16 protein-coding genes are annotated in these 18,162 nt (G+C 58.7%); 6 read left to right on the top strand and 10 right to left on the bottom strand.

What is annotated here, in order from left to right; all coding sequences use genetic code 11:
* The first annotated feature begins 201 nt into the window (after positions 1-201).
* Positions 202-492, top strand: a complete 291-nt coding sequence (gene groES, locus RAE21_RS00900) for a co-chaperone GroES (RefSeq protein WP_296509483.1) — start codon at positions 202-204, stop codon at positions 490-492.
* 84 nt (positions 493-576) lie between these two features.
* Positions 577-2,223 (top strand): chaperonin GroEL, encoded by a 1,647-nt coding sequence (groL, locus tag RAE21_RS00895; RefSeq protein ID WP_313879712.1) that lies wholly within the window; start codon positions 577-579, stop codon positions 2,221-2,223.
* 225 nt (positions 2,224-2,448) lie between these two features.
* On the opposite strand, the gene RAE21_RS00890 is transcribed toward groL, so the two are convergent.
* From RAE21_RS00890 to tal, 5 genes are all read right to left on the bottom strand, one after another.
* Positions 2,449-3,099 carry an HAD family hydrolase gene (locus tag RAE21_RS00890; RefSeq protein ID WP_313879711.1) on the bottom strand — a complete coding sequence of 217 codons (651 nt, stop codon included), beginning with the start codon at positions 3,097-3,099 and terminating at the stop codon, positions 2,449-2,451.
* 104 nt (positions 3,100-3,203) lie between these two features.
* On the bottom strand, positions 3,204-4,175 hold the full coding sequence (locus RAE21_RS00885; protein WP_313874001.1) for an MBL fold metallo-hydrolase: 972 nt from the start codon (positions 4,173-4,175) through the stop codon (positions 3,204-3,206).
* A gap of 133 nt (positions 4,176-4,308) precedes the next feature.
* Complete coding sequence (locus tag RAE21_RS00880; RefSeq protein ID WP_313879710.1) at positions 4,309-5,535, bottom strand: winged helix-turn-helix domain-containing protein; 1,227 nt, start codon at positions 5,533-5,535, stop codon at positions 4,309-4,311.
* On the bottom strand, positions 5,536-7,104 hold the full coding sequence (pgi, locus tag RAE21_RS00875; RefSeq protein WP_313879709.1) for a glucose-6-phosphate isomerase: 1,569 nt from the start codon (positions 7,102-7,104) through the stop codon (positions 5,536-5,538). It abuts the gene before it with no gap.
* Between the two features lie 21 nt (positions 7,105-7,125).
* Positions 7,126-8,073, bottom strand: a complete 948-nt coding sequence (tal, locus tag RAE21_RS00870) for a transaldolase (RefSeq protein WP_313879708.1) — start codon at positions 8,071-8,073, stop codon at positions 7,126-7,128.
* Positions 8,074-8,217: 144 nt separating this feature from the next.
* Between tal and zwf the strand changes: the two genes are divergently transcribed.
* Both zwf and RAE21_RS00860 read left to right on the top strand, forming a co-directional pair.
* Positions 8,218-9,684 carry a glucose-6-phosphate dehydrogenase gene (zwf, locus tag RAE21_RS00865; RefSeq protein ID WP_313879707.1) on the top strand — a complete coding sequence of 489 codons (1,467 nt, stop codon included), beginning with the start codon at positions 8,218-8,220 and terminating at the stop codon, positions 9,682-9,684.
* Positions 9,685-9,690: 6 nt separating this feature from the next.
* A complete protein-coding gene (locus RAE21_RS00860; protein ID WP_313879706.1) occupies positions 9,691-10,539 on the top strand; it encodes a MurR/RpiR family transcriptional regulator in 849 nt (282 codons plus the stop codon).
* Between the two features lie 85 nt (positions 10,540-10,624).
* Here the strand turns inward: RAE21_RS00860 and RAE21_RS00855 are convergent, their stop codons facing one another.
* The gene (locus RAE21_RS00855) at positions 10,625-11,689 is read right to left on the bottom strand and encodes a porin (RefSeq protein ID WP_313879705.1); all 1,065 of its coding nucleotides are present in this window, start codon (positions 11,687-11,689) and stop codon (positions 10,625-10,627) included.
* Positions 11,690-11,986: 297 nt separating this feature from the next.
* Positions 11,987-12,928, bottom strand: a complete 942-nt coding sequence (locus RAE21_RS00850; RefSeq protein WP_313879704.1) for a porin — start codon at positions 12,926-12,928, stop codon at positions 11,987-11,989.
* 253 nt (positions 12,929-13,181) lie between these two features.
* On the opposite strand from RAE21_RS00850, the gene coq7 reads away from it, so the two are divergent.
* Positions 13,182-13,799 carry a 2-polyprenyl-3-methyl-6-methoxy-1,4-benzoquinone monooxygenase gene (coq7, locus tag RAE21_RS00845; RefSeq protein WP_313879703.1) on the top strand — a complete coding sequence of 206 codons (618 nt, stop codon included), beginning with the start codon at positions 13,182-13,184 and terminating at the stop codon, positions 13,797-13,799.
* Between the two features lie 9 nt (positions 13,800-13,808).
* On the opposite strand, the gene pelA is transcribed toward coq7, so the two are convergent.
* Together pelA and RAE21_RS00835 are read right to left on the bottom strand one after the other, a co-directional pair.
* Positions 13,809-15,227, bottom strand: coding sequence for a pectate lyase (gene pelA / locus RAE21_RS00840; RefSeq protein WP_313879701.1), 1,419 nt, complete (start codon positions 15,225-15,227; stop codon positions 13,809-13,811).
* A gap of 219 nt (positions 15,228-15,446) precedes the next feature.
* Positions 15,447-15,896, bottom strand: a complete 450-nt coding sequence (locus tag RAE21_RS00835) for an OsmC family protein (protein WP_313879700.1) — start codon at positions 15,894-15,896, stop codon at positions 15,447-15,449.
* 115 nt (positions 15,897-16,011) lie between these two features.
* Between RAE21_RS00835 and ilvA the strand changes: the two genes are divergently transcribed.
* Entirely contained in the window at positions 16,012-17,646 is a 1,635-nt protein-coding gene (gene ilvA, locus RAE21_RS00830) for a threonine ammonia-lyase, biosynthetic (RefSeq protein ID WP_313879699.1), read from the top strand.
* Positions 17,647-17,673: 27 nt separating this feature from the next.
* On the opposite strand, the gene RAE21_RS00825 is transcribed toward ilvA, so the two are convergent.
* Positions 17,674-18,141, bottom strand: a complete 468-nt coding sequence (locus RAE21_RS00825; RefSeq protein WP_313879698.1) for a type II secretion system protein N — start codon at positions 18,139-18,141, stop codon at positions 17,674-17,676.
* Between the last annotated feature and the right edge of the window lie 21 nt (positions 18,142-18,162).

Genomic DNA, 18,162 nt, shown 5'->3' with positions numbered 1-18,162 from the left:
CCGTTTGCTGTGACCTGCGAAAAGTGCCATACCAACGTAACCCCCTCGCAAGCGGGGGGACTCTTGAAATCAGGTCAAAAGCCCTTATCATTAGCACTCGTCGGACTTGAGTGCTAACAGCACCAGCCGCGTTAGTTCTCGGGAGCTTGCCCAAGTGGGCGGCCCCTGGTGTTTCTTGTTTCCATATCTAGGAGATTTCTCATGAACCTGCGTCCTTTGGCAGATCGCGTGATTGTTAAGCGCGTCGAAACCGAAACCAAGACTGCTTCCGGCATCTACATCCCTGACAACGCAGCTGAGAAGCCTGACCAAGGTGAAGTGTTGGCTGTCGGCCCCGGCAAGACCAACGACAAGGGCGAAACCAAGGCCCTGACCGTGAAGGTCGGCGACCGCGTGTTGTTCGGCAAGTACTCCGGCCAGACCGTCAAGGTCAATGGCGATGAGCTGCTGGTCATGAAAGAAGACGACCTGTTCGCAGTCGTCGAGAAGTAATTCACCGCGCTATCAAATAAATAGCTAGTCGCGCATGCTTCATGTGGGCTAGCGGCATATTTCACTTAAATTTGGAGTCATAACATGGCAGCAAAAGACGTAATTTTCGGCGGCGAAGCCCGCGCACGCATGGTTGAAGGCGTGAACATTTTGGCCAACGCGGTCAAAGTGACTTTGGGCCCTAAGGGTCGTAACGTGGTTCTGGAGCGCTCTTTCGGCGCCCCTACCGTGACCAAGGACGGTGTGTCCGTGGCCAAGGAAATCGAACTCAAAGACAAGCTGCAAAACATGGGCGCGCAGATGGTCAAGGAAGTGGCTTCCAAGACTTCTGACAACGCAGGTGACGGCACCACTACCGCTACCGTGTTGGCTCAAGCCATCGTTCGCGAAGGCATGAAGTACGTGGCCGCCGGCATGAACCCGATGGACCTGAAGCGCGGTATCGACAAGGCAGTGACTGCTCTGATCGAAGAGCTGAAGAAGGCTTCCAAGCCCACCACCACTTCCAAGGAAATCGCCCAAGTGGGTTCCATTTCCGCCAACTCTGACGCATCCATTGGCGACATCATCGCCAACGCAATGGACAAAGTGGGCAAAGAAGGCGTGATCACTGTGGAAGACGGCAAGTCCCTGCAGAACGAACTCGACGTTGTCGAAGGCATGCAGTTCGACCGCGGCTACCTGTCCCCTTACTTCATCAACAACCCAGAAAAGCAAGCGGCTTTGTTGGACAACCCGTTTGTTCTGTTGTTCGACAAGAAGATCAGCAACATCCGTGACCTGCTGCCTACCTTGGAACAAGTCGCCAAGGCTGGCCGTCCTTTGTTGATCATTGCTGAAGATGTCGATGGCGAAGCCCTGGCAACTTTGGTGGTGAACACCATCCGCGGCATCCTGAAGGTTGTGGCTGTGAAGGCTCCTGGCTTCGGTGACCGTCGCAAGGCCATGTTGGAAGACATCGCCATCCTGACCGGCGGCAAGGTAATCGCTGAAGAAGTGGGCCTGACCCTGGAAAAAGTGACTTTGGCCGACCTCGGCTCCGCAAAGCGCGTCGAAGTGGGCAAGGAAAACACCATCATCATCGACGGTGCTGGCGCTGCTGCTGACATCGAAGCCCGCGTGAAGCAAGTCCGCGTGCAAATCGAAGAAGCCACTTCCGACTACGACCGTGAAAAGCTGCAAGAGCGCGTGGCCAAGTTGGCTGGCGGTGTTGCCGTGATCAAGGTGGGCGCTGCTACCGAAGTCGAAATGAAGGAAAAGAAAGCCCGCGTTGAAGACGCACTGCACGCTACCCGCGCTGCTGTGGAAGAAGGCATTGTGGCTGGCGGCGGCGTGGCTCTGCTGCGCGCCAAGCAGTCTGCTGGCACCATCAAGGGTGACAACGCTGACCAAGACGCCGGTATCAAGCTGGTGTTGAAGGCGATCGAAGCACCTCTGCGCGAGATCGTTTACAACGCAGGCGGCGAAGCCTCTGTGGTGGTGAACGCTGTGTTGGGTGGCAAGGGCAACTACGGCTTCAACGCTGCCAACGACACCTACGGCGACATGATCGAAATGGGTATTCTGGACCCCACCAAGGTGACACGTACTGCTCTGCAGAACGCAGCATCTGTGGCTTCCCTCATGCTGACGACCGAGTGCATGGTGTCTGAAGCTCCGAAGGAAGAAGCTGCTGGCGGCGGTATGCCTGATATGGGTGGAATGGGCGGCATGGGCGGCATGGGCATGTAATTGCTCCTTGCCTGAGGCGCCACGCCGGCGTTGCAAGGGCTTGCCGTACCGTAGGTACTGTCTGCGCCCTTGCGCCTTGGCCTGGCACCTCATGCTGCGTCGATGTGGCGTTATTGCTCTCGACTGCAAACCTAATAAAAAGCCCCGCTCGGTTTTGCCTTGCGGGGCTTTTTTACGTCTCTCTTGCTACGCTTTTGATAGCAACTTGCGTAATTTCTATGAGCGCTAGAGGCTGATTTCGCTTAAACCCAGGGCTTGCAGCTCTTGCGCGGCCTGTTGCGCGGTGTGGAAGTGGATGCCGTGCCAGCCTTCGGCCTGCGCGGCCTGGATGTTGGGGAGCAGGTCGTCCAGAAAGACCGTCTTGGCGGGCTCGAGGGCGTGGCGCTTTTGCAGGCGCTGGTAGATGGCGGGCTCGGGTTTGATGAGCAGTTCGTCGCCTGAAAAAATGCCGCCGTCGAATTCACTGAGGAAGGGGTTCATGCGCTCCAGTGTGCGGGCATACGGCACTGGCATGTTGGAGAGGTAGTAGAGCCGCACGGGCTCGCCTTCGGTTGCTGCGCGTTGCGCGCGCAAGGCCACCAAACTCTTGAACAGGGCTACCGACTCCGGCATGGGGGTCAGCCGCTCGCCGATGCTCTCGACCAGCGTGCCGAGCACCGTGGCATCTACACCCACGCGCTTAGCCACTTGGGCCACCACGTCTGCCATGGCGATCGTGCCCCGGTCAAAGGCTTGCCACTCGTGATGGCCGAATACCTCATGGGCCAGGTGCCCTGCCTCGGCACGGGTCGCGGCGCGCTGGGGAAAGCACTCCATCATCAAATCTACCGGGCGCCAAGTAAACAGCACAGCGCCAAAGTCAAACACCACATTCATAGCTTAAAGGTTCCAAATAAAGAAGCCCCGCCAGCATAGCGCTGGCGGGGCCGGAAACGGCTCAAAAGATCCGCTATTGCAGCAATCTACGGTCGATCAGCGTATCAAGCGACAGGCTTGAATTCAAAGCCATTACCCAGCTTCTCGACGCGGCCAAACGCCGGGAACGGGAAGTGGAAGCCGCCCGCCATGACCTTGTCGTTCACGATCATGTCAAACACCTTGCGGCGGGCCACGCGGGCCTCTTCGGCATTCATGTCGAACTGCACCGCCCAATCAGGGTTGCGCGCAAACAGCTGGGGCACGTTGGTGATGTCGGCCACGTAGGCGAACTTTTCACCCTTGCTCTCCACCATAAACAGCGTGTGACCGGGGGTGTGGCCATATGCCGCCACGCTCTTGATGCCGGGCACAATTTCGGTGCCGGCTTCAAACTTCACCATCTGGCTGTCGTTCAGGCCACCCAGCATGCGGCGCACGGTCTGGAAAGCGCCTTTCATGGCGTCAGGTGCTGCGGCCATGCGGGCGTCATCCATCCAGAACGCGTGCTCAACGGACGGGACCATGATCTTGGCGTTGGGGTACACCAATTGGCCCGCCTTGTTGCGCACACCCAAAATGTGGTCGCCATGGAAGTGGCTCAGGATCACGGTGTCAATGTCTTCCACCTTGTAGCCCGCAGCATTCAAATTGGCGACCAGGCGGCCGGTAGTGGGGCCGCCGTTGTCCGAGAAACCGGTGTCGAGCAGCACTTTGCGGTTGCCAGCGATGACCAGGAAGGCGGTGTACGGCACATCCAAGTATTCGGTGGGCAGGTTTTGCGATTTCAGCAGCTCTTGCACTTCGCCCAAGGGGGCGTTGCGCACAAACTCAGCGGCCAAGGGGCGGCGGGTGACACCATCGTTCAGGGCAATGACTTCAAAGTCACCCAGCTTTTGCTTGCGAAAGCCCACCTGCACCACACTGGGTGCGCCGAAGTTGGGGGCCGATTGGGCGCCCAAGGGCAAAAAGGATCCGGCTGCATAAGCCGCCACTGCCGCACCGCCACCGACAAAGAAATCGCGCCGAGTCACCATAAAAGCCTCCTGGGTATGAATAAAGACCAGATAGTCTCAAACACCACTCATGAGTGCACGCGCGCAACGCTATGCCCGCCCCGATGTAAGGGTTATCGCCGGCAGGCCGCGCCGCACTGGCTTAAACCCGGCGTCAAGCGCGCTTGAGGGCTCGCCGCAAAGCGGCCGCCAACTTGGCAGGCTGCGTGCGGCCAATGCGCACCTGCGGGGTACCGTGCCATGCGGCACAGCGGCGGATGGCAGCGGCGACCTCTTGCACTTGCTGCTCAGTCCACACGCCACCGGGCTGGGCGTGGAGTGACTTCACTTCAAACACGCCCTCTGCCCGGTGCGCTTTGGCATCCAGCCGGCCTATGAGCTCGCCGCGGCACAAAATCGGCAAGACAAAGTAGCCGTAGACACGCTGCGCCTCGGGGGTGTAGCACTCCAGCTTGTAGTCAAAATCAAAAAAGGTCGAGGCCCGCTCGCGGTCCCACACCACAGGGTCAAACGGCGACAAGAGTGCGGTGTGGCTGGCCACCAAGTCGCCCGCCAGCGCCTGCTGTAGCAGGCCGGTATGGTCGGTGTGCACATAGCCGGCCGCAGCCCACCCCTCAACAGCCACTCGCTGAATACGCCCCGCACGCACCAGAGCCTCCAAGTGCGCATCCTGCAAGCGCGGCTTGGTCCGGAAATAATCGTTGATCCACCGCGCTTGGGTAACCCCCAGTGCAGCCACAGCCTTCTCTACCCACGCGGCTGCGAGCTCGTCCGGCGGCAATGCGGGTGCGGGCTGGCGCAGTGCAGGTGCCACCCGCTCGCTCAGGTCGTAGACGCGGTGAAAGTGGTCACGGCGCGCGATCATCAGCTCGCCCAGAGCAAACAGAGCTTCCAGCCAACGCTTTTCGTCCTTCCAACCCCACCAAGCGCCACCTTTGCCCTCAAGCCGCACGAAGTCAGAAGACTTCACCGGCCCCTGGGTGCGGATCTGATCCAGCAAGGCATCCAGCTGCGGGCGCTGGGCCGCAGCGAGTTTCTGGGCATGGGAGATGCCCCAATGCGTGCGCCCCTCGCGGTTGTAGGCGCGGTGCAAGTGCAAATCATCAGCGGGGGCAAAACAGGCTTCGTGGGCCCAGGTTTCAAACAAGGCGCCGTTGGCTAACGCGTCTTCCAGCCATGCCGGCGGGTAGTCGCCCAAGCGGGCGTGTAACACCAGATACGGGCTGCGCGCCACCACATGGATGGTGTCAATCTGCAGCAAGCCCATGCGCTGCACACAGGCCGCTACATCGCCTTCTTGTGCGGGGCGTGCAAGCGGCTGCAACAGGCCCTGGGCTGCCAAGTGCAGCGCGCGGGCTTGAGGCAGGCTAAGCGTCTGCAATCAGCTGCGCAGACGCGCCAGCAAACCGGCGGTGGAGCCATCAAGGCCCGTGGCGTCGCCGCTATGAAGACGCGGCTCAATGTCTTTGGCCAGCACTTTGCCGAGCTCGACGCCCCATTGGTCAAAGCTGTTGATACCCCAGAGGCTGCCACTGACAAACACGCGGTGCTCTTGCATCGCAATCAGCGCACCCAGCGATGCGGGCGTCAGGTCGTCCAGCAGCAAGAAGGTGCTGGGGCGGTTGCCGGTGAAATGCTTGTGGCCACCGGCATCGTCTTTGCCTTGCATCAGGGCTTGGGCTTGCGCCAGCACGTTGGCCAGCAACATCGGGTGGTGGCCTTTCAGGTGGTGGCGCGCCTTTTTGACGGCCACAAACTCCACCGGCACGACCTCGGTGCCTTGGTGCAGCATCTGAAAGTAGGCGTGTTGACCATTGGTGCCGGGTTCGCCCCACAGCACCGGGCAGGTATCGAACGGCAAGGCTTCGCCACTGGCGTCCACCCGTTTGCCATTGCTCTCCATCTCCAGCTGCTGCAAATAGGCCGGCAGGCGGCGCAATGCACTGTGGTACGGCGCAATGCTGCGGCTGCTAAAGCCGTGGAAGTTGCGGTACCAGACGTCCAGCAACCCCAAACGCACCGGCAGGTTCTGCTCCAAGGGCGCAGTGCGGAAGTGCTCGTCCATGGCATGGGCACCCGCCAGCAGCTCGCGAAAGCCTTGCGCGCCGATGGCAATGGCAATCGGCAGGCCGATGGCCGACCACATGGAGTACCGCCCGCCCACCCAGTCCCAAAAGCCAAAGGTGGTGGTGATACCAAAGGCATTGGCCGCCGCCACGTTGGTGGTGAGTGCGGCGAAATGGCGGGCTATGTTGGTGCCGCCCTGCTCGAGGAACCAGGCCTTCGCGGAGGCCGCGTTGGTCATGGTTTCGATCGTGGTGAACGTCTTGCTGGCGATCAGGAAAACGGTGTTTTCGGGCTTCAAGTGGGGCAGCTTGGCGGCCAGCTCGTGGCCATCCACATTGCTCACAAAATGCAGGCGTTTGCCGCTGGTGGCAAAAGCATCCAGCGCCAACACCGCCATTTGAGGGCCGAGGTCAGATCCGCCGATGCCGATGTTCACCACATCGGTAATGGCGGTATCTGCACGCAGTTGCTCGGCGTAGGCCAGCATCGCGTCTAGCGTAGCGTGCACCTTAGCCTGCTCACCCGCTATGAATTCAGGAGCGGCTCCCGCATATTCCGCTTGCGCAGAGGGCGGATTTCGCAACAAAACGTGCCACACCTCGCGCTGCTCGGTGTTGTTGATTTTCTGGCCGGCAAACATGGCATCGCGGTGCTCGGACAGGCCGCTTTGGCGGGCCAGGTCCATCAGCAGTGCTTCGGTGCTGGCGTCGATACGGTTTTTGGACAAGTCCGCAAACACATAAGGCGCCTCTTGGCTCAAACGGGTGAAGCGCTGGGCGTCGGCCTCAAAGGCTTGGCGCACATCCAGCGCTTGGCCGGTCGCTGCATACGCAGCCTGCAATTGGGCCCAAGCGGGCGTGCGGTCACAACGGGTACGTGCCATGTTCGCGAGTCCTTGGTGCGCTTAAGCGGCCAGCAACAGCTGCTCGAGCTTGACAGCGTCCACGCAGAATGCACGGATACCTTCTGCCAACTTTTCGGTGGCCATGGCGTCGTTGTTCAGGGCGAGGCGGAAGCTGGCTTCGTCGTAGCTGACGTGCTCGATATCGGCGGTCTTGGCGGCATCGGCGTTCAGGTGCTGGGTCACAGGCGCCTCGGACGCTGCCATCTGGGCCAGCAAATCGGGGCTGATAGTGAGCAGGTCGCAACCGGCCAAGGCGGTGATCTGACCCACGTTGCGGAAGCTGGCGCCCATGACTTCGGTGGCGACACCAAACTTTTTGTAGTAGGCGTAAATTTGGGCTACGGACTTGACGCCGGGGTCATTCAACTCCGCGTTGTCCGCCTCAACCCAGGCTGCGCCGGCGTTCTTTTTGTACCAGTCGTAGATACGGCCGACAAACGGGGAAATCAGCTGCACCTTGGCCTCGCCGCAAGCCACGGCTTGGCAGAACGCGAACAACAGGGTCAAGTTGGTGTGGATGCCTTTGCGCTCCAACTGCTCAGCGGCCTTGATGCCTTCCCAGGTCGACGCCACTTTGATCAGGATGCGGTCAGAGTGAATGCCTTGCGCTTGGTACAGCTCGATCAGGCGTTCGCCACGGGCCATTGTTGCCGCGGTGTCAAAGCTCAGGCGCGCGTCCACTTCAGTCGACACACGGCCAGGAATGATAGAGAGAATTTCGCAACCAAAACGCACCAACAAACGGTCCACGATCTCGTCCATGGCACGGCCACGGAACTGGTTGACCGTGTCTTTCACCAAGGGGGCGTAGTCCGCCTTTTGCACGGCTTTCAAAATCAGCGACGGGTTGGTGGTCGCGTCCTGGGGCTTGAACGCGTCCAGTTGTTTGAAATCGCCAGTATCGGCTACGACGGTGGTGAATTGTTTGAGGGCGTCGAGTTGGTTCATGGGATGCAGACGGCAGAGCCGCAGGTTAAAAAAACTTAGGGTAAACGCGCAGAAAGTTGCAGTTTCTCGCCTTGAATTATCAATGAAACAAAGTTACATTACAACGTCAGCTTTTATGTAACTACTAAACGTACCACTTGTCTTATGAGCTTTGATTTAGTCATGTTCGGCGGCACCGGCGATTTGGCCTGGCGCAAACTCATGCCCGCATTGTTTCAGGCGTTCCGCCACGGCACCTTGCCGGAGGGTGGACGCATTATCGGGGTTGGCCGTGATGACCTGAGCCATGACCAATACCGGGCGCTCATTCAATCGCGCTTCGAAAAGGTGGAGCTGGCCAAGCGCCCGAGTGCCGAGGAGTTTGCGCGGTTTGCTGCAATTCTCGAATTCGTGCGCATGGACCTGTCCAAGTCCGAAGACTATGCGCGCCTGGCCGAAACCCTGAACAACCGCAATGCCGACAGCGTGGTGATGTATGTCGCCACCGCCCCCAGCTTGTTCACCAATGTGTGTGAACAGTTGGCCGCTAGCGGATTGAACACACCCAAAACCCGCGTGGTGCTGGAGAAGCCGCTGGGGCATGACCTGGCATCCAACCGCGCCATCAACGCCACGGTGCGCCGCTTCTTTGCCGAAGAGCAGGTCTACCGCATCGACCACTACCTGGGCAAGCCTTCGGTACAAAACCTGTTTGCGATGCGCTTTGGCAATGCACTGTTCGAACCACTCTGGCGCCGCGAGCATATTGCCAACATCCAGATCACCATCGCCGAAGATTTGGGCGTCGAGAGCCGTGGCGCGTTTTACGAGACCACCGGCGCACTGCGCGACATGGTGCAAAACCACGCGCTGCAACTGTTGTGTGCCATTGCCATGGAGCCACCGATTAACGCGGGGGCTGACGCTATTCGCGATGAAAAGCTCAAGGTTCTGCGCTCCCTTAAGCCCTGGACCGCTGAAACGCTCAAGCAAGATGTGGTGCGCGGGCAGTACTCCGCTGGCACCAGCGGTGGTGTGAAGGTACCCGGCTACCGTGAAGAGACAGGCGTGAGCCCACAAAGCAACACCGAGACCTTTGTGGCTCTGCGCACTGAGATCGCCAATTGGCGCTGGGCAAGCGTGCCGTTCTACATCCGCACCGGCAAGCGCTTGTCGGGCCGCGATGCCCGCATTGTGATCAACTTCCGTCCCACTCCGCACGCCATCTTCAACTCCAACGAGGGCGTGGGCAACCGTTTGGTAATCAACCTGCAACCAAAAGACGGTTTGGAATTGCACTTGCTGGCCCAGGGCCAGGAAAATCGGCAATCCCGTAGCAGTGCATCGCAAACACTGGCACCGGTGCAGCTTGACCTCGATTTCGACAAGCGCTTCGGCTCGGAGCGCGTGGGGGCCTACGAACGCCTGCTGCTTGACGTGATCGACGGTCGCCTGAACCTCTTTGTGCGCAGCGATGAGCAAGAAGAGGCCTGGCGCTGGGTCGAGCCCATGCTAGAGCACTGGGCCGCAGACACCACAGGCCCGCGTTTGTATGCGGCCGGCACCTGGGGGCCCAGTGCATCCAGCGCCATGATTGCTCGGGACGGCTTCTGCTGGAGCGAAGAAAGCTAAAAGACTATGTTGGACCGCATCAAAGCCTCACTGCCCTCGTTGGCACCTGCCGAACAGCGGGTGGGCAAGCTCTGCCTCGCTGACCCCCGCGCTTTTGCCAAGCTGCCTGTCAGCGAACTGGCGGACCGTGCCCACGTCAGCAAACCCACGGTAGTGCGTTTTTGCCGCAGTGTGGGCTATGACGGGCTATCTGACTTCAAGCTCAAACTCGCAGGCACCGTGAACGAGGGCGTGCCCTTCATTCACCGCAGCGTGGATGCCGACGACAAGACAGGCGACGTCATGGTGAAGGTCATTGACAACACCGTGGCCGCCTTCTTGCGCTATCGCAACGACGCTTCGACCATGGCGATCGAAAAGGCCGTGGTAGCGCTGGTCGACGCCTATAACGCCGGCCGACAAATTCAGTTCTTTGGGGTCGGTAACTCGGGCATCGTGGCCCAAGATGCCCAACACAAGTTCTTTCGTTTGGGCATCAATACCACCGCCTACAGCGATGGGCACATGCAAGTCATGAGTGCGTCGATCTTGGGCGCGGGTGATTGTGTGGTGGTTATCAGCAACTCGGGCCGAACCCGTGACCTGATGGATGCCTGCGATATTGCCCGCAAAAATGGGGCGACTACGATCGTTATCACCGCCAGCGGATCCCCGCTGGCCAGTGCAGGCCACATCCATCTGAGTGCAGACCACCCCGAAGGCTTCGATCGCTACAGCCCCATGGTCTCGCGGCTTTTACACCTGATGATTATTGATATCTTGGCCACCTGCGTAGCCCTGCGCATAGGCGGTGGAAAGCTCCAACCTTTGCTCAGCGAGATGAAGCACAACCTGCGGAACAAGCGCTACGCTTGATTGCTGAAACACCCCATAAAAAAAACCCGCAGCATGCGCTGCGGGTTTTTTCTTTTGGCTAATACTGGCCTAGGCCAGCAATTGCTTAGAAGGAGTGCGACAGCAACAGGTTGGTTTCGTTGTTGCGCTTGGCACCGGCGTACGGCAGCCAGTCAGCGTATGTGGCGATCAGGCTGGTACGCTTGCTCAGGTCATACTTGGCAGACAGACCATAACCATTACGAGTTTGATCCAAACCACCTTTTGGAATAACACCCAGCAATGTCGGTTGCGCAGCGAATCCATCCGCAGTTTCTGTCGCGTAGTTGGCACCCAATGTCAAAGCACCGATCGGCACTGCGGCCGAGATAGCAGCAGAATTCAGCGTACCACCGGACATGGTAGTCAAGGTGCTGTAACCGCCACCAACTTGGAAGGAGCCGAAGTTGTACTTGGCACCTGCGCGAAGCACGTCACGGTAAGACGTGTTGGCATTTGCAGTACGGTTGTCGTAGCTCAAGAAGTTGAGGTTGGCAACCAAAGCGCCGGTCATGTAAGTGCCGGACACGCTGGTCAAGCGCTGGCCAACTTGACCTTGTGCACCTGCAGCGCCTTGGCCCAATCCCAATCCAGCGGTGGGCGCCACTCCATTGGCAGTACCTTGCTCTTGGTGAGAGATGCTCACGATAACAGGACCCAATTTGGTGTCAAAACCAACGGCATCTTTAAAAGAACGCGCAGGGAACACCTTGTTATCCATGCCGGCACCGCCCACACCAAACGATCCGGAGAGGTAATCTGCAGGCTTGTATGCTTGCAATGTGATGCGACCAACACTGGTGGTCAATTTCAAAGACGAGTCGCCGCCAGTGGCTGTGCCGCGGGTGAAGCCGTCAAGCGACATTTCTGCCGCCACGTTCATACCGCCACCCAAGTCTTCCTTCGCAGTAAAGGTGACCAAAGAGGTATCAACACCCAAGCCAGATGCTTCGCCATTCGCGTTACCGCCGTTACCGCCAGCAACCGCTTGCGTAAAGGCTTGCGCTGCACTTGCGGTGGGAGAAGTCGTGCTTTGCTTGTAGCCGATGGTGTAGTTACCAGTGATAGTCACTTGCGCCATCGAGGCGCCGGACACTGCCATAACAGCCAATGCGATGAGGGTTTTTTTCATATTACTTGTCTCTTCAATCTAAGTTTGAGGATCGCCGGATAGTGCTGGGCACCCCTCCAACGCTTCTTACTTCTTTAGCAAGAAGTAAGTTCTATTGAAACAAAAATTTGCAGTTCAGTCAGCAAACACATCAAGAAAAATAAAGAGCGACCGTTCGTTTTTCAAGATTTGTTGTATTAGCACCAAGACATCAAAAATTTTCACCATACAGAAATCGCCGCTCAAGAAAAAAACCCTGCGAGCTTTCGCTCGCAGGGTTTATTCGCTAGCTCAAAGCTGGCCTAGGCCAGCGTCAAATTAGAAAGTGTGGGAAACCAACAGTTCTGTCAGGTTAGCGCGCTGTGTGCCGCCCTCATCCCAGTTGGTGTAAGCACCAACCAAGGAAGTGCGCTTGCTCAGAGCGTACACGGCCTTCAGACCGTAGCCAGACTTGGTGATGTCGTTAGCAACAGTACCGGAGTCGTCACGCTTGGAAGAACCAACGTCGAAGCCCAGTGTCAAAGCGCCCAAAGGAGCTGTCACAGCCAAGATGGACTCGGTTGTAGTGCCCTTGTTACGCTGAACTTGAACAACACCTGCGCCCAGTGTGAAAGCGCCGAAGTTGTAAGAACCCTTTGCGCGAACGCGTGTCTTAGCGTTGTTAGGAGCTGCTGCTTCGGTGGACTGATTGTCCCAAGAAGTGAAAGCACCAGTCACAGCCAATGGGCCAGCTGCGTAAGAAGCAGACAGGCTGTTGCTACGCTGGTCGTTGTTGGAAGCAGCGCCCACGCCCAAGCCTTGTGCGTTTGTGTGTTCTGTGTGGGACAGACCGAAGGTCAGACCACCAAAAGAAGGCGATGTGTAAGCGACAGAGTCGTTGATGGTGCGAGCACCGTACACTTTGCCGTCCAAACCAGCGATGCCGCCGATAACGGAGGACAGGTAGTCAGCGCCCTTGTCGTTAGCCAGCTTGATGCGACCGAAACCGCCAGTCAATGTCAAAGAGTTGTCACCGCCAGTAGCTGTACCACGTGCGAAACCGTCCAAAGACATTTCGGCAGCAGCCTTCAAGCCACCACCCAGGTCTTCAGAAGCAGCGAACTTCACGAAGGAAGTGTCCACGCCCAGACCGGACTTCTCAACACCGGTAGAGGAGTTGGAAGTGTTCCAGCCGTAAGCGTATTCGCCGGTGATGGAAACTTGTGCGAAAGAAGCGCCGGAAGCAGCCAGAACGGCCAAAGCGATCAAAGTCTTTTTCATTAGAAATACTCCAAGGTTAAACATAGAGCTCCGGACCGATTGTTCGGAACCCCGGGCCAACCTCCTTGTTCAGGAAGTTGGAGCTATTGCACCAGACCGATTCGGCTTTGGCAAAGAAAAGCGATAAAAAGGGTGGGTTCCTTGGGGTTACCGTTGTTGACTTGCAACAGGGCCTTTTACCAGCGTCAAGTGCGATTTTTCACACTCCCTATAGACTTTGGCTTTGATTTGACGCGAAAACTCGAGCATTTGTATGGATTCCCTTTTAAACGCCGCCGATACCGCCCTGCGCACCCTGTTCGCTACCCCACACGCTTCGCAGGCATCTCCCACCTCGCCTGACTCTAAAACAGAGTTGAGCGATGCTGACAGAAAGAAATCTGCGGGTCTGATGCGGGTGAATCATGTGGGGGAAGTCTGCGCGCAGGCTCTTTACACCGCACAAGCGCTGACAACCCCTAACAAAGGCTTGCGTGAGCATTTCACCAAGGCCTGCATTGAAGAAACCGATCATTTGGCGTGGACTGCGCAGCGCCTTGATGCATTGGGTTCACGTCCGTCCTTGTTAAACCCCCTCTGGTACGCGGGTGCCTTTGGTTTGGGGCTGCTGGCGGGGCGCATGGGCGACAAATGGAGTCTGGGCTTTGTCGTTGAAACGGAGCGACAAGTCGGCGCCCACCTTGAGGGCCATCTGTCGACGCTACCGGAGGGCGACCACGAATCCAGAGCCATCGTGGCGCAAATGCAGCGCGACGAGCTGCGCCATGCGGATGACGCAACCGCTGCCGGAGCAGCGGAACTACCCCGCCCTGTGAAAGAACTTATGCGGGCAGCCGCCAAAGTCATGACCACGGTGGCAGAGCGCATTTGATCAATGGCTCTAGCGGGCAGCCACTTTGTGACGGGCCAGCCAAGCGGGATACTCTTTGGTGAGTAGTTCGGTTGCAGCGCTGGTGTACCAGTTGTACTTCACCCGACGCTCGTAACTCACATCGGCATACGCCGCTTTCTTGACACCGTCTCGAGATGTGAACAGTGGGCGCCCGGAATCGAGGTCATAAAAGCGCGCCCAGAGGGGCGGTGCGCTAGCGTCCGCCACCACACGGCGGTCAAAGCCGAACTCCAGCGTTTTGTCACTCACCTGGATTAGCTTGATACCTGAGACTTTGGCTGCATCAAACCATGCCATGCCACTCTGGATAGCGTCCACCACCTCAGAAGACGGTTGCGGTAATGACATCAAAAAGCGAAGCACATTGACGCTCTCATCCCCACTGATAGAGGGCAACTCAAAGGCGCGCCCCATGGCAGGCTTCAGGGTCAACTCGTCGTACTGGGCAGCCCAGCCCGTTTTTTTGCCATCAATCCGGACTTGGCTGGCCAGAATCAACTGCAGACCTTTGTTATAGGCATCACGGGCTTTCGCCACTCGTGCGGCATCCACAAACGCCATCTCCGGCTTTCTTTCGGCGACATCCCGCAAGATTTCCAACACGTTGGCGATCGCGTCGTCATTGAAAGTGATGCGCGCCTTGTAGCCTTGGGGCTGTGGCCAGAATTGTTGCCAACCCCCACTCGGGTGCTGCGCTGCTAATAGATAGTCCAAGCCCCGTAAAAATGACTCTTTGTGGCTGGACTTGCCGCTAGCCGCCTGCACCTTGGCCAAAGCAACCAGCTGTTTGGTCGTGGAATCGTTGTCGATCGTGGATTTGCTTCGGAACCCGGTCAAGGCCTCTTTGTTCACCGGCGTTAGAAGACTGACCGTCTTTTCCAGCTTAGGCCACCCGCCATCCTTATTTTGGTAGCCCACGATGACGTCGCCCATACGGACGCCGTCTGCAGATCCGTAGAACCCCGCCTTTTGGGACAGCAGGGTCTCTTCAGTCACAGGACCACCCCGCGCAAAGTCAGCCAGTTTGACACCCGCGGGCAGTACAAAGGCACCGGTGAGCCGCTGGCGGGCTTTATCCCACTTCACGAAGGCGCCCATGGCTTCCCACACGGAACTCACGGGCACCCAAGCACTTCCATTGCGTTCTTCCACCTCAGCCTCGAGGATCACGGGGGCCCCATTGACGGTGGCATTGCGTTGCCCGACGGACGCCAGCAAAGTCTTGTCTCCGAGGGTCAGCTGGACCCGCCCCTCAGCCACCGAGTAGCGGTATTGCCCACCCAGATACGGGACGATGTCGCCCAAGGGCGCCATCACCAGCGTGCCATTGCGCAATTCCGGCTGGGTGTACAAGCCCTCTTCCAGCTCTTGATAAGCGCCATCTACAGAAAAGTTAGGTTCGCCCATGATCAGGGCGACTGTCTTAAACAGCTGCGGGGATCGTGCCGGAACAGCAGATGCCCCTGTGGGCATGACCGAACTGCATCCTGTCAGGCTCGCTACGCCGATGAGCGCAGACGCTATAGAAACTACGCAAAAACTTCTAGACATACCTCGGACCTCACGACAAGTCGTCAGACGACTATTGAGAAATTCCGATTATCTAGCGCTTTTCCGCAAAAGTCATCAGACCTCTATAAGGTCAAACCCTGTAGTGATCTCTGCTGTTTTGGCCAGCATGATGCTGGCTGAGCAGTACTTGTCGTGACTCATGGCAATGGCGCGCTCCACCGCGCTGGCAGGGATTCCCTTGCCGGTCACGGTAAATTGCATGTGGATCTTGGTAAACACCTTGGGATCCAAGTCGGCGCGCTCGGCGGTCAGCTTCACGGTGCAGCCCTGCACATCGTGGCGGCCGCGTTTTAGGATGAGTACCACGTCATAGGCGGTGCAACCACCGGTGCCTGCCAGCACGGTCTCCAAGGGGCGTGGTGCCAGGTTCTGGCCGCCGTTTTCAGGTTTGGCCGCATCGGGGGCGCCATCCATCATCAATGTGTGACCGCTGCCGGTCTCGGCCACAAAGCCCATGCCTGAGCGGGTATTGAGGCCGCCGGTCCAACTTACGGTGCATTCCATGGTGTGTTTCCTGTCTAAGCCCCGCGCGGAGCTGTTCTCTACATCGTTACAATGCCATGAATCGCTCCGCGCGGAGCGCCATGACCGCCTATCTCACCCACCGGAGTGTAGCCCTGTGAGCACCAAGACCCCGTCCTCAGCCCTGAATACCCCAGCCCCGCTCACCCCAGCCGACTACCTGAAGAAGATTCTCACTGCCCGTGTGTACGACGTGGCGGTAGAGACAGCGCTAGAGCCCGCCCGCGCGCTCAGCCGGCGGCTGCACAACACGGTGTTGTTCAAGCGCGAAGACCAGCAGCCCGTGCGCAGCTTCAAGCTGCGTGGCGCCTACAACAAGATGGCCCAAATGCCTGCCGAGCAGATTGCCAAAGGCGTCATTTGCGCCTCGGCTGGCAACCACGCCCAAGGTGTAGCTTTGTCCGCCAGCCGCATGGGTGTGCGCGCGATCATCGTGATGCCGACCACCACGCCCCAACTCAAAGTGGATGCCGTGCGCGGCTTCGGCGGCGAAGTGGTGCTGTTCGGCGAAAGCTATTCCGACGCCTACGACCATGCGCTGGCCCTGCAAAAGAAAGAGGGACTCACCTTTGTGCACCCCTTTGACGACCCGGATGTGATTGCCGGCCAGGGCACGGTGGCGATGGAAATCATGCGCCAAGTGCAGACGCTGGGGGCTGACAAGGCCGCCAAGTCGGGCCACAAAACCGGCAGCAAAACCGGCCCGGGTATTGATGCGGTCTTTGTGGCTATTGGCGGCGGCGGCCTGATCTCAGGTGTGGCGAACTACATCAAGGCGGTGGCACCCGGCGTCAAAGTTATTGGGGTGCAGATGAACGACTCCAACGCCATGATCCAGTCGGTGGGCGCACACGAGCGCGTAACGCTGCCTGATGTTGGCCTGTTCTCCGATGGCACCGCGGTAAAGCTGGTGGGCGAAGAAACTTTCCGCATCGCCCATGACCTGGTCGACGGCTATGTGACGGTGGACACCGACGCCGTGTGCGCCGCCATCAAAGACATCTTTGTGGATACCCGCAGCATTGTCGAGCCGGCAGGCGCACTGGCAGTCGCGGCTATCAAACAATATGTAGCCACCCACAAAACCAAGGGTGAGACCTATGCCGCCATCTTATGCGGCGCCAACATGAACTTCGACCGCCTGCGCTTTGTAGCCGAGCGGGCCGAAGTGGGCGAAGAGCGTGAAGCTCTGTTCGCTGTCACTATCCCTGAAGAGCGCGGCAGCTTCAAGCGATTTTGTGAGCTGATTGGCGAGCTACCCGGCGGCACACGCAATGTGACCGAGTTCAACTACCGCATCAGCGACGCGGCCAGGGCCCATGTGTTTGTGGGCCTCACCACCCAAAGCAAAGGCGAATCCACCAAGGTGGCCAAGAACTTTGAGAAAAACGGCTTCAAGACCCTGGACCTGACCCACGACGAGCTGGCCAAAGAGCACATCCGCCACATGGTGGGCGGCATCTCCAGCCTCGCGCAGGACGAGCGGCTGTTGCGTTTTGTGTTCCCCGAGCGGCCAGGCGCGCTGATGAAGTTCCTGAGCCTGATGCGCCCGGGCTGGAACATCAGCCTCTTCCATTACCGCAACCAGGGCGCCGACTACGGCCGCATCCTGGTCGGTTTGCAGGTGCCAGAGGCAGACGACAAAGCGTTTGAAAAATTCTTACAAACCCTGAACTATCCGTATGTAGAAGAAACCCACAACCCGGTGTACCGGATGTTTCTACAAAAATGATAGCTACCTGCGCATACGGGATGCGGGCTAGGGCGCTTTTTTGGTGGCAGCGGGTAGCGCCAGCGGGGGCAAGCTCAATTCCAGCTCGGCCCCTTGACGACCGATCGTCACCGTGCGCCCGGCCACGCGGGTTAGTTGCCAGCCGCTGGCCAATTCAGCCCCGAGTGCAAACGGCTTGGCAGGTTTGTTGTCAATCGCGATCAAGGCCGCGCCCGCACGATCGCCACCCAGCACCCCTTGAAGCACAAACCGCGAAGCCTCTGCCGCAGGGGCTGCCACCACTGCGGGCTGGGCCGCGCCCTCGGGGGCAGCGCCCAGGCCACGGGCAACCGCACCAACGTCCAACGCCTGCTCTGCGGGCTCCGCCACCCCAGCCATTGCCTGTTGCGCGGGCAAGCGCCAATGCAGGCCCCAATAGACAGCGCTCAATGCTGCCAAAGTGGACAACAACAAAGCCGCCATACGAGGAGGCCACACAGAAGCGGGATAAGGCATGGGCGCATTATGATTGACCGA

It is taken from the genome of Rhodoferax potami (assembly GCF_032193765.1).
In the GTDB taxonomy this organism is placed as follows: Bacteria; Pseudomonadota; Gammaproteobacteria; order Burkholderiales; family Burkholderiaceae_C; genus Allorhodoferax; species Allorhodoferax potami.
The sequence above is the reverse complement of the archived record's forward strand: the minus strand, read 5'-3'. Positions and strand labels throughout refer to the sequence as shown.

Bases quoted from the DNA above. Each gene is read 5' to 3' on its own strand.
- groL (WP_313879712.1), top strand. From the start codon at position 577: ATGGCAGCAAAAGACGTAATTTTCGGCGGCGAAGCCCGCGCACGCATG.
- RAE21_RS00855 (WP_313879705.1), bottom strand. From the start codon at position 11,689: ATGAAAAAAACCCTCATCGCATTGGCTGTTATGGCAGTGTCCGGCGCC.
- zwf (WP_313879707.1), top strand. From the start codon at position 8,218: ATGAGCTTTGATTTAGTCATGTTCGGCGGCACCGGCGATTTGGCCTGG.
- RAE21_RS00860 (WP_313879706.1), top strand. From the start codon at position 9,691: ATGTTGGACCGCATCAAAGCCTCACTGCCCTCGTTGGCACCTGCCGAA.
- coq7 (WP_313879703.1), top strand. From the start codon at position 13,182: ATGGATTCCCTTTTAAACGCCGCCGATACCGCCCTGCGCACCCTGTTC.
- groES (WP_296509483.1), top strand. From the start codon at position 202: ATGAACCTGCGTCCTTTGGCAGATCGCGTGATTGTTAAGCGCGTCGAA.
- pelA (WP_313879701.1), bottom strand. From the start codon at position 15,227: ATGGGCGAACCTAACTTTTCTGTAGATGGCGCTTATCAAGAGCTGGAA.
- pgi (WP_313879709.1), bottom strand. From the start codon at position 7,104: ATGGCACGTACCCGTTGTGACCGCACGCCCGCTTGGGCCCAATTGCAG.
- RAE21_RS00890 (WP_313879711.1), bottom strand. From the start codon at position 3,099: ATGAATGTGGTGTTTGACTTTGGCGCTGTGCTGTTTACTTGGCGCCCG.
- RAE21_RS00835 (WP_313879700.1), bottom strand. From the start codon at position 15,896: ATGGAATGCACCGTAAGTTGGACCGGCGGCCTCAATACCCGCTCAGGC.
- RAE21_RS00825 (WP_313879698.1), bottom strand. From the start codon at position 18,141: ATGCCTTATCCCGCTTCTGTGTGGCCTCCTCGTATGGCGGCTTTGTTG.
- RAE21_RS00885 (WP_313874001.1), bottom strand. From the start codon at position 4,175: ATGGTGACTCGGCGCGATTTCTTTGTCGGTGGCGGTGCGGCAGTGGCG.
- tal (WP_313879708.1), bottom strand. From the start codon at position 8,073: ATGAACCAACTCGACGCCCTCAAACAATTCACCACCGTCGTAGCCGAT.
- RAE21_RS00850 (WP_313879704.1), bottom strand. From the start codon at position 12,928: ATGAAAAAGACTTTGATCGCTTTGGCCGTTCTGGCTGCTTCCGGCGCT.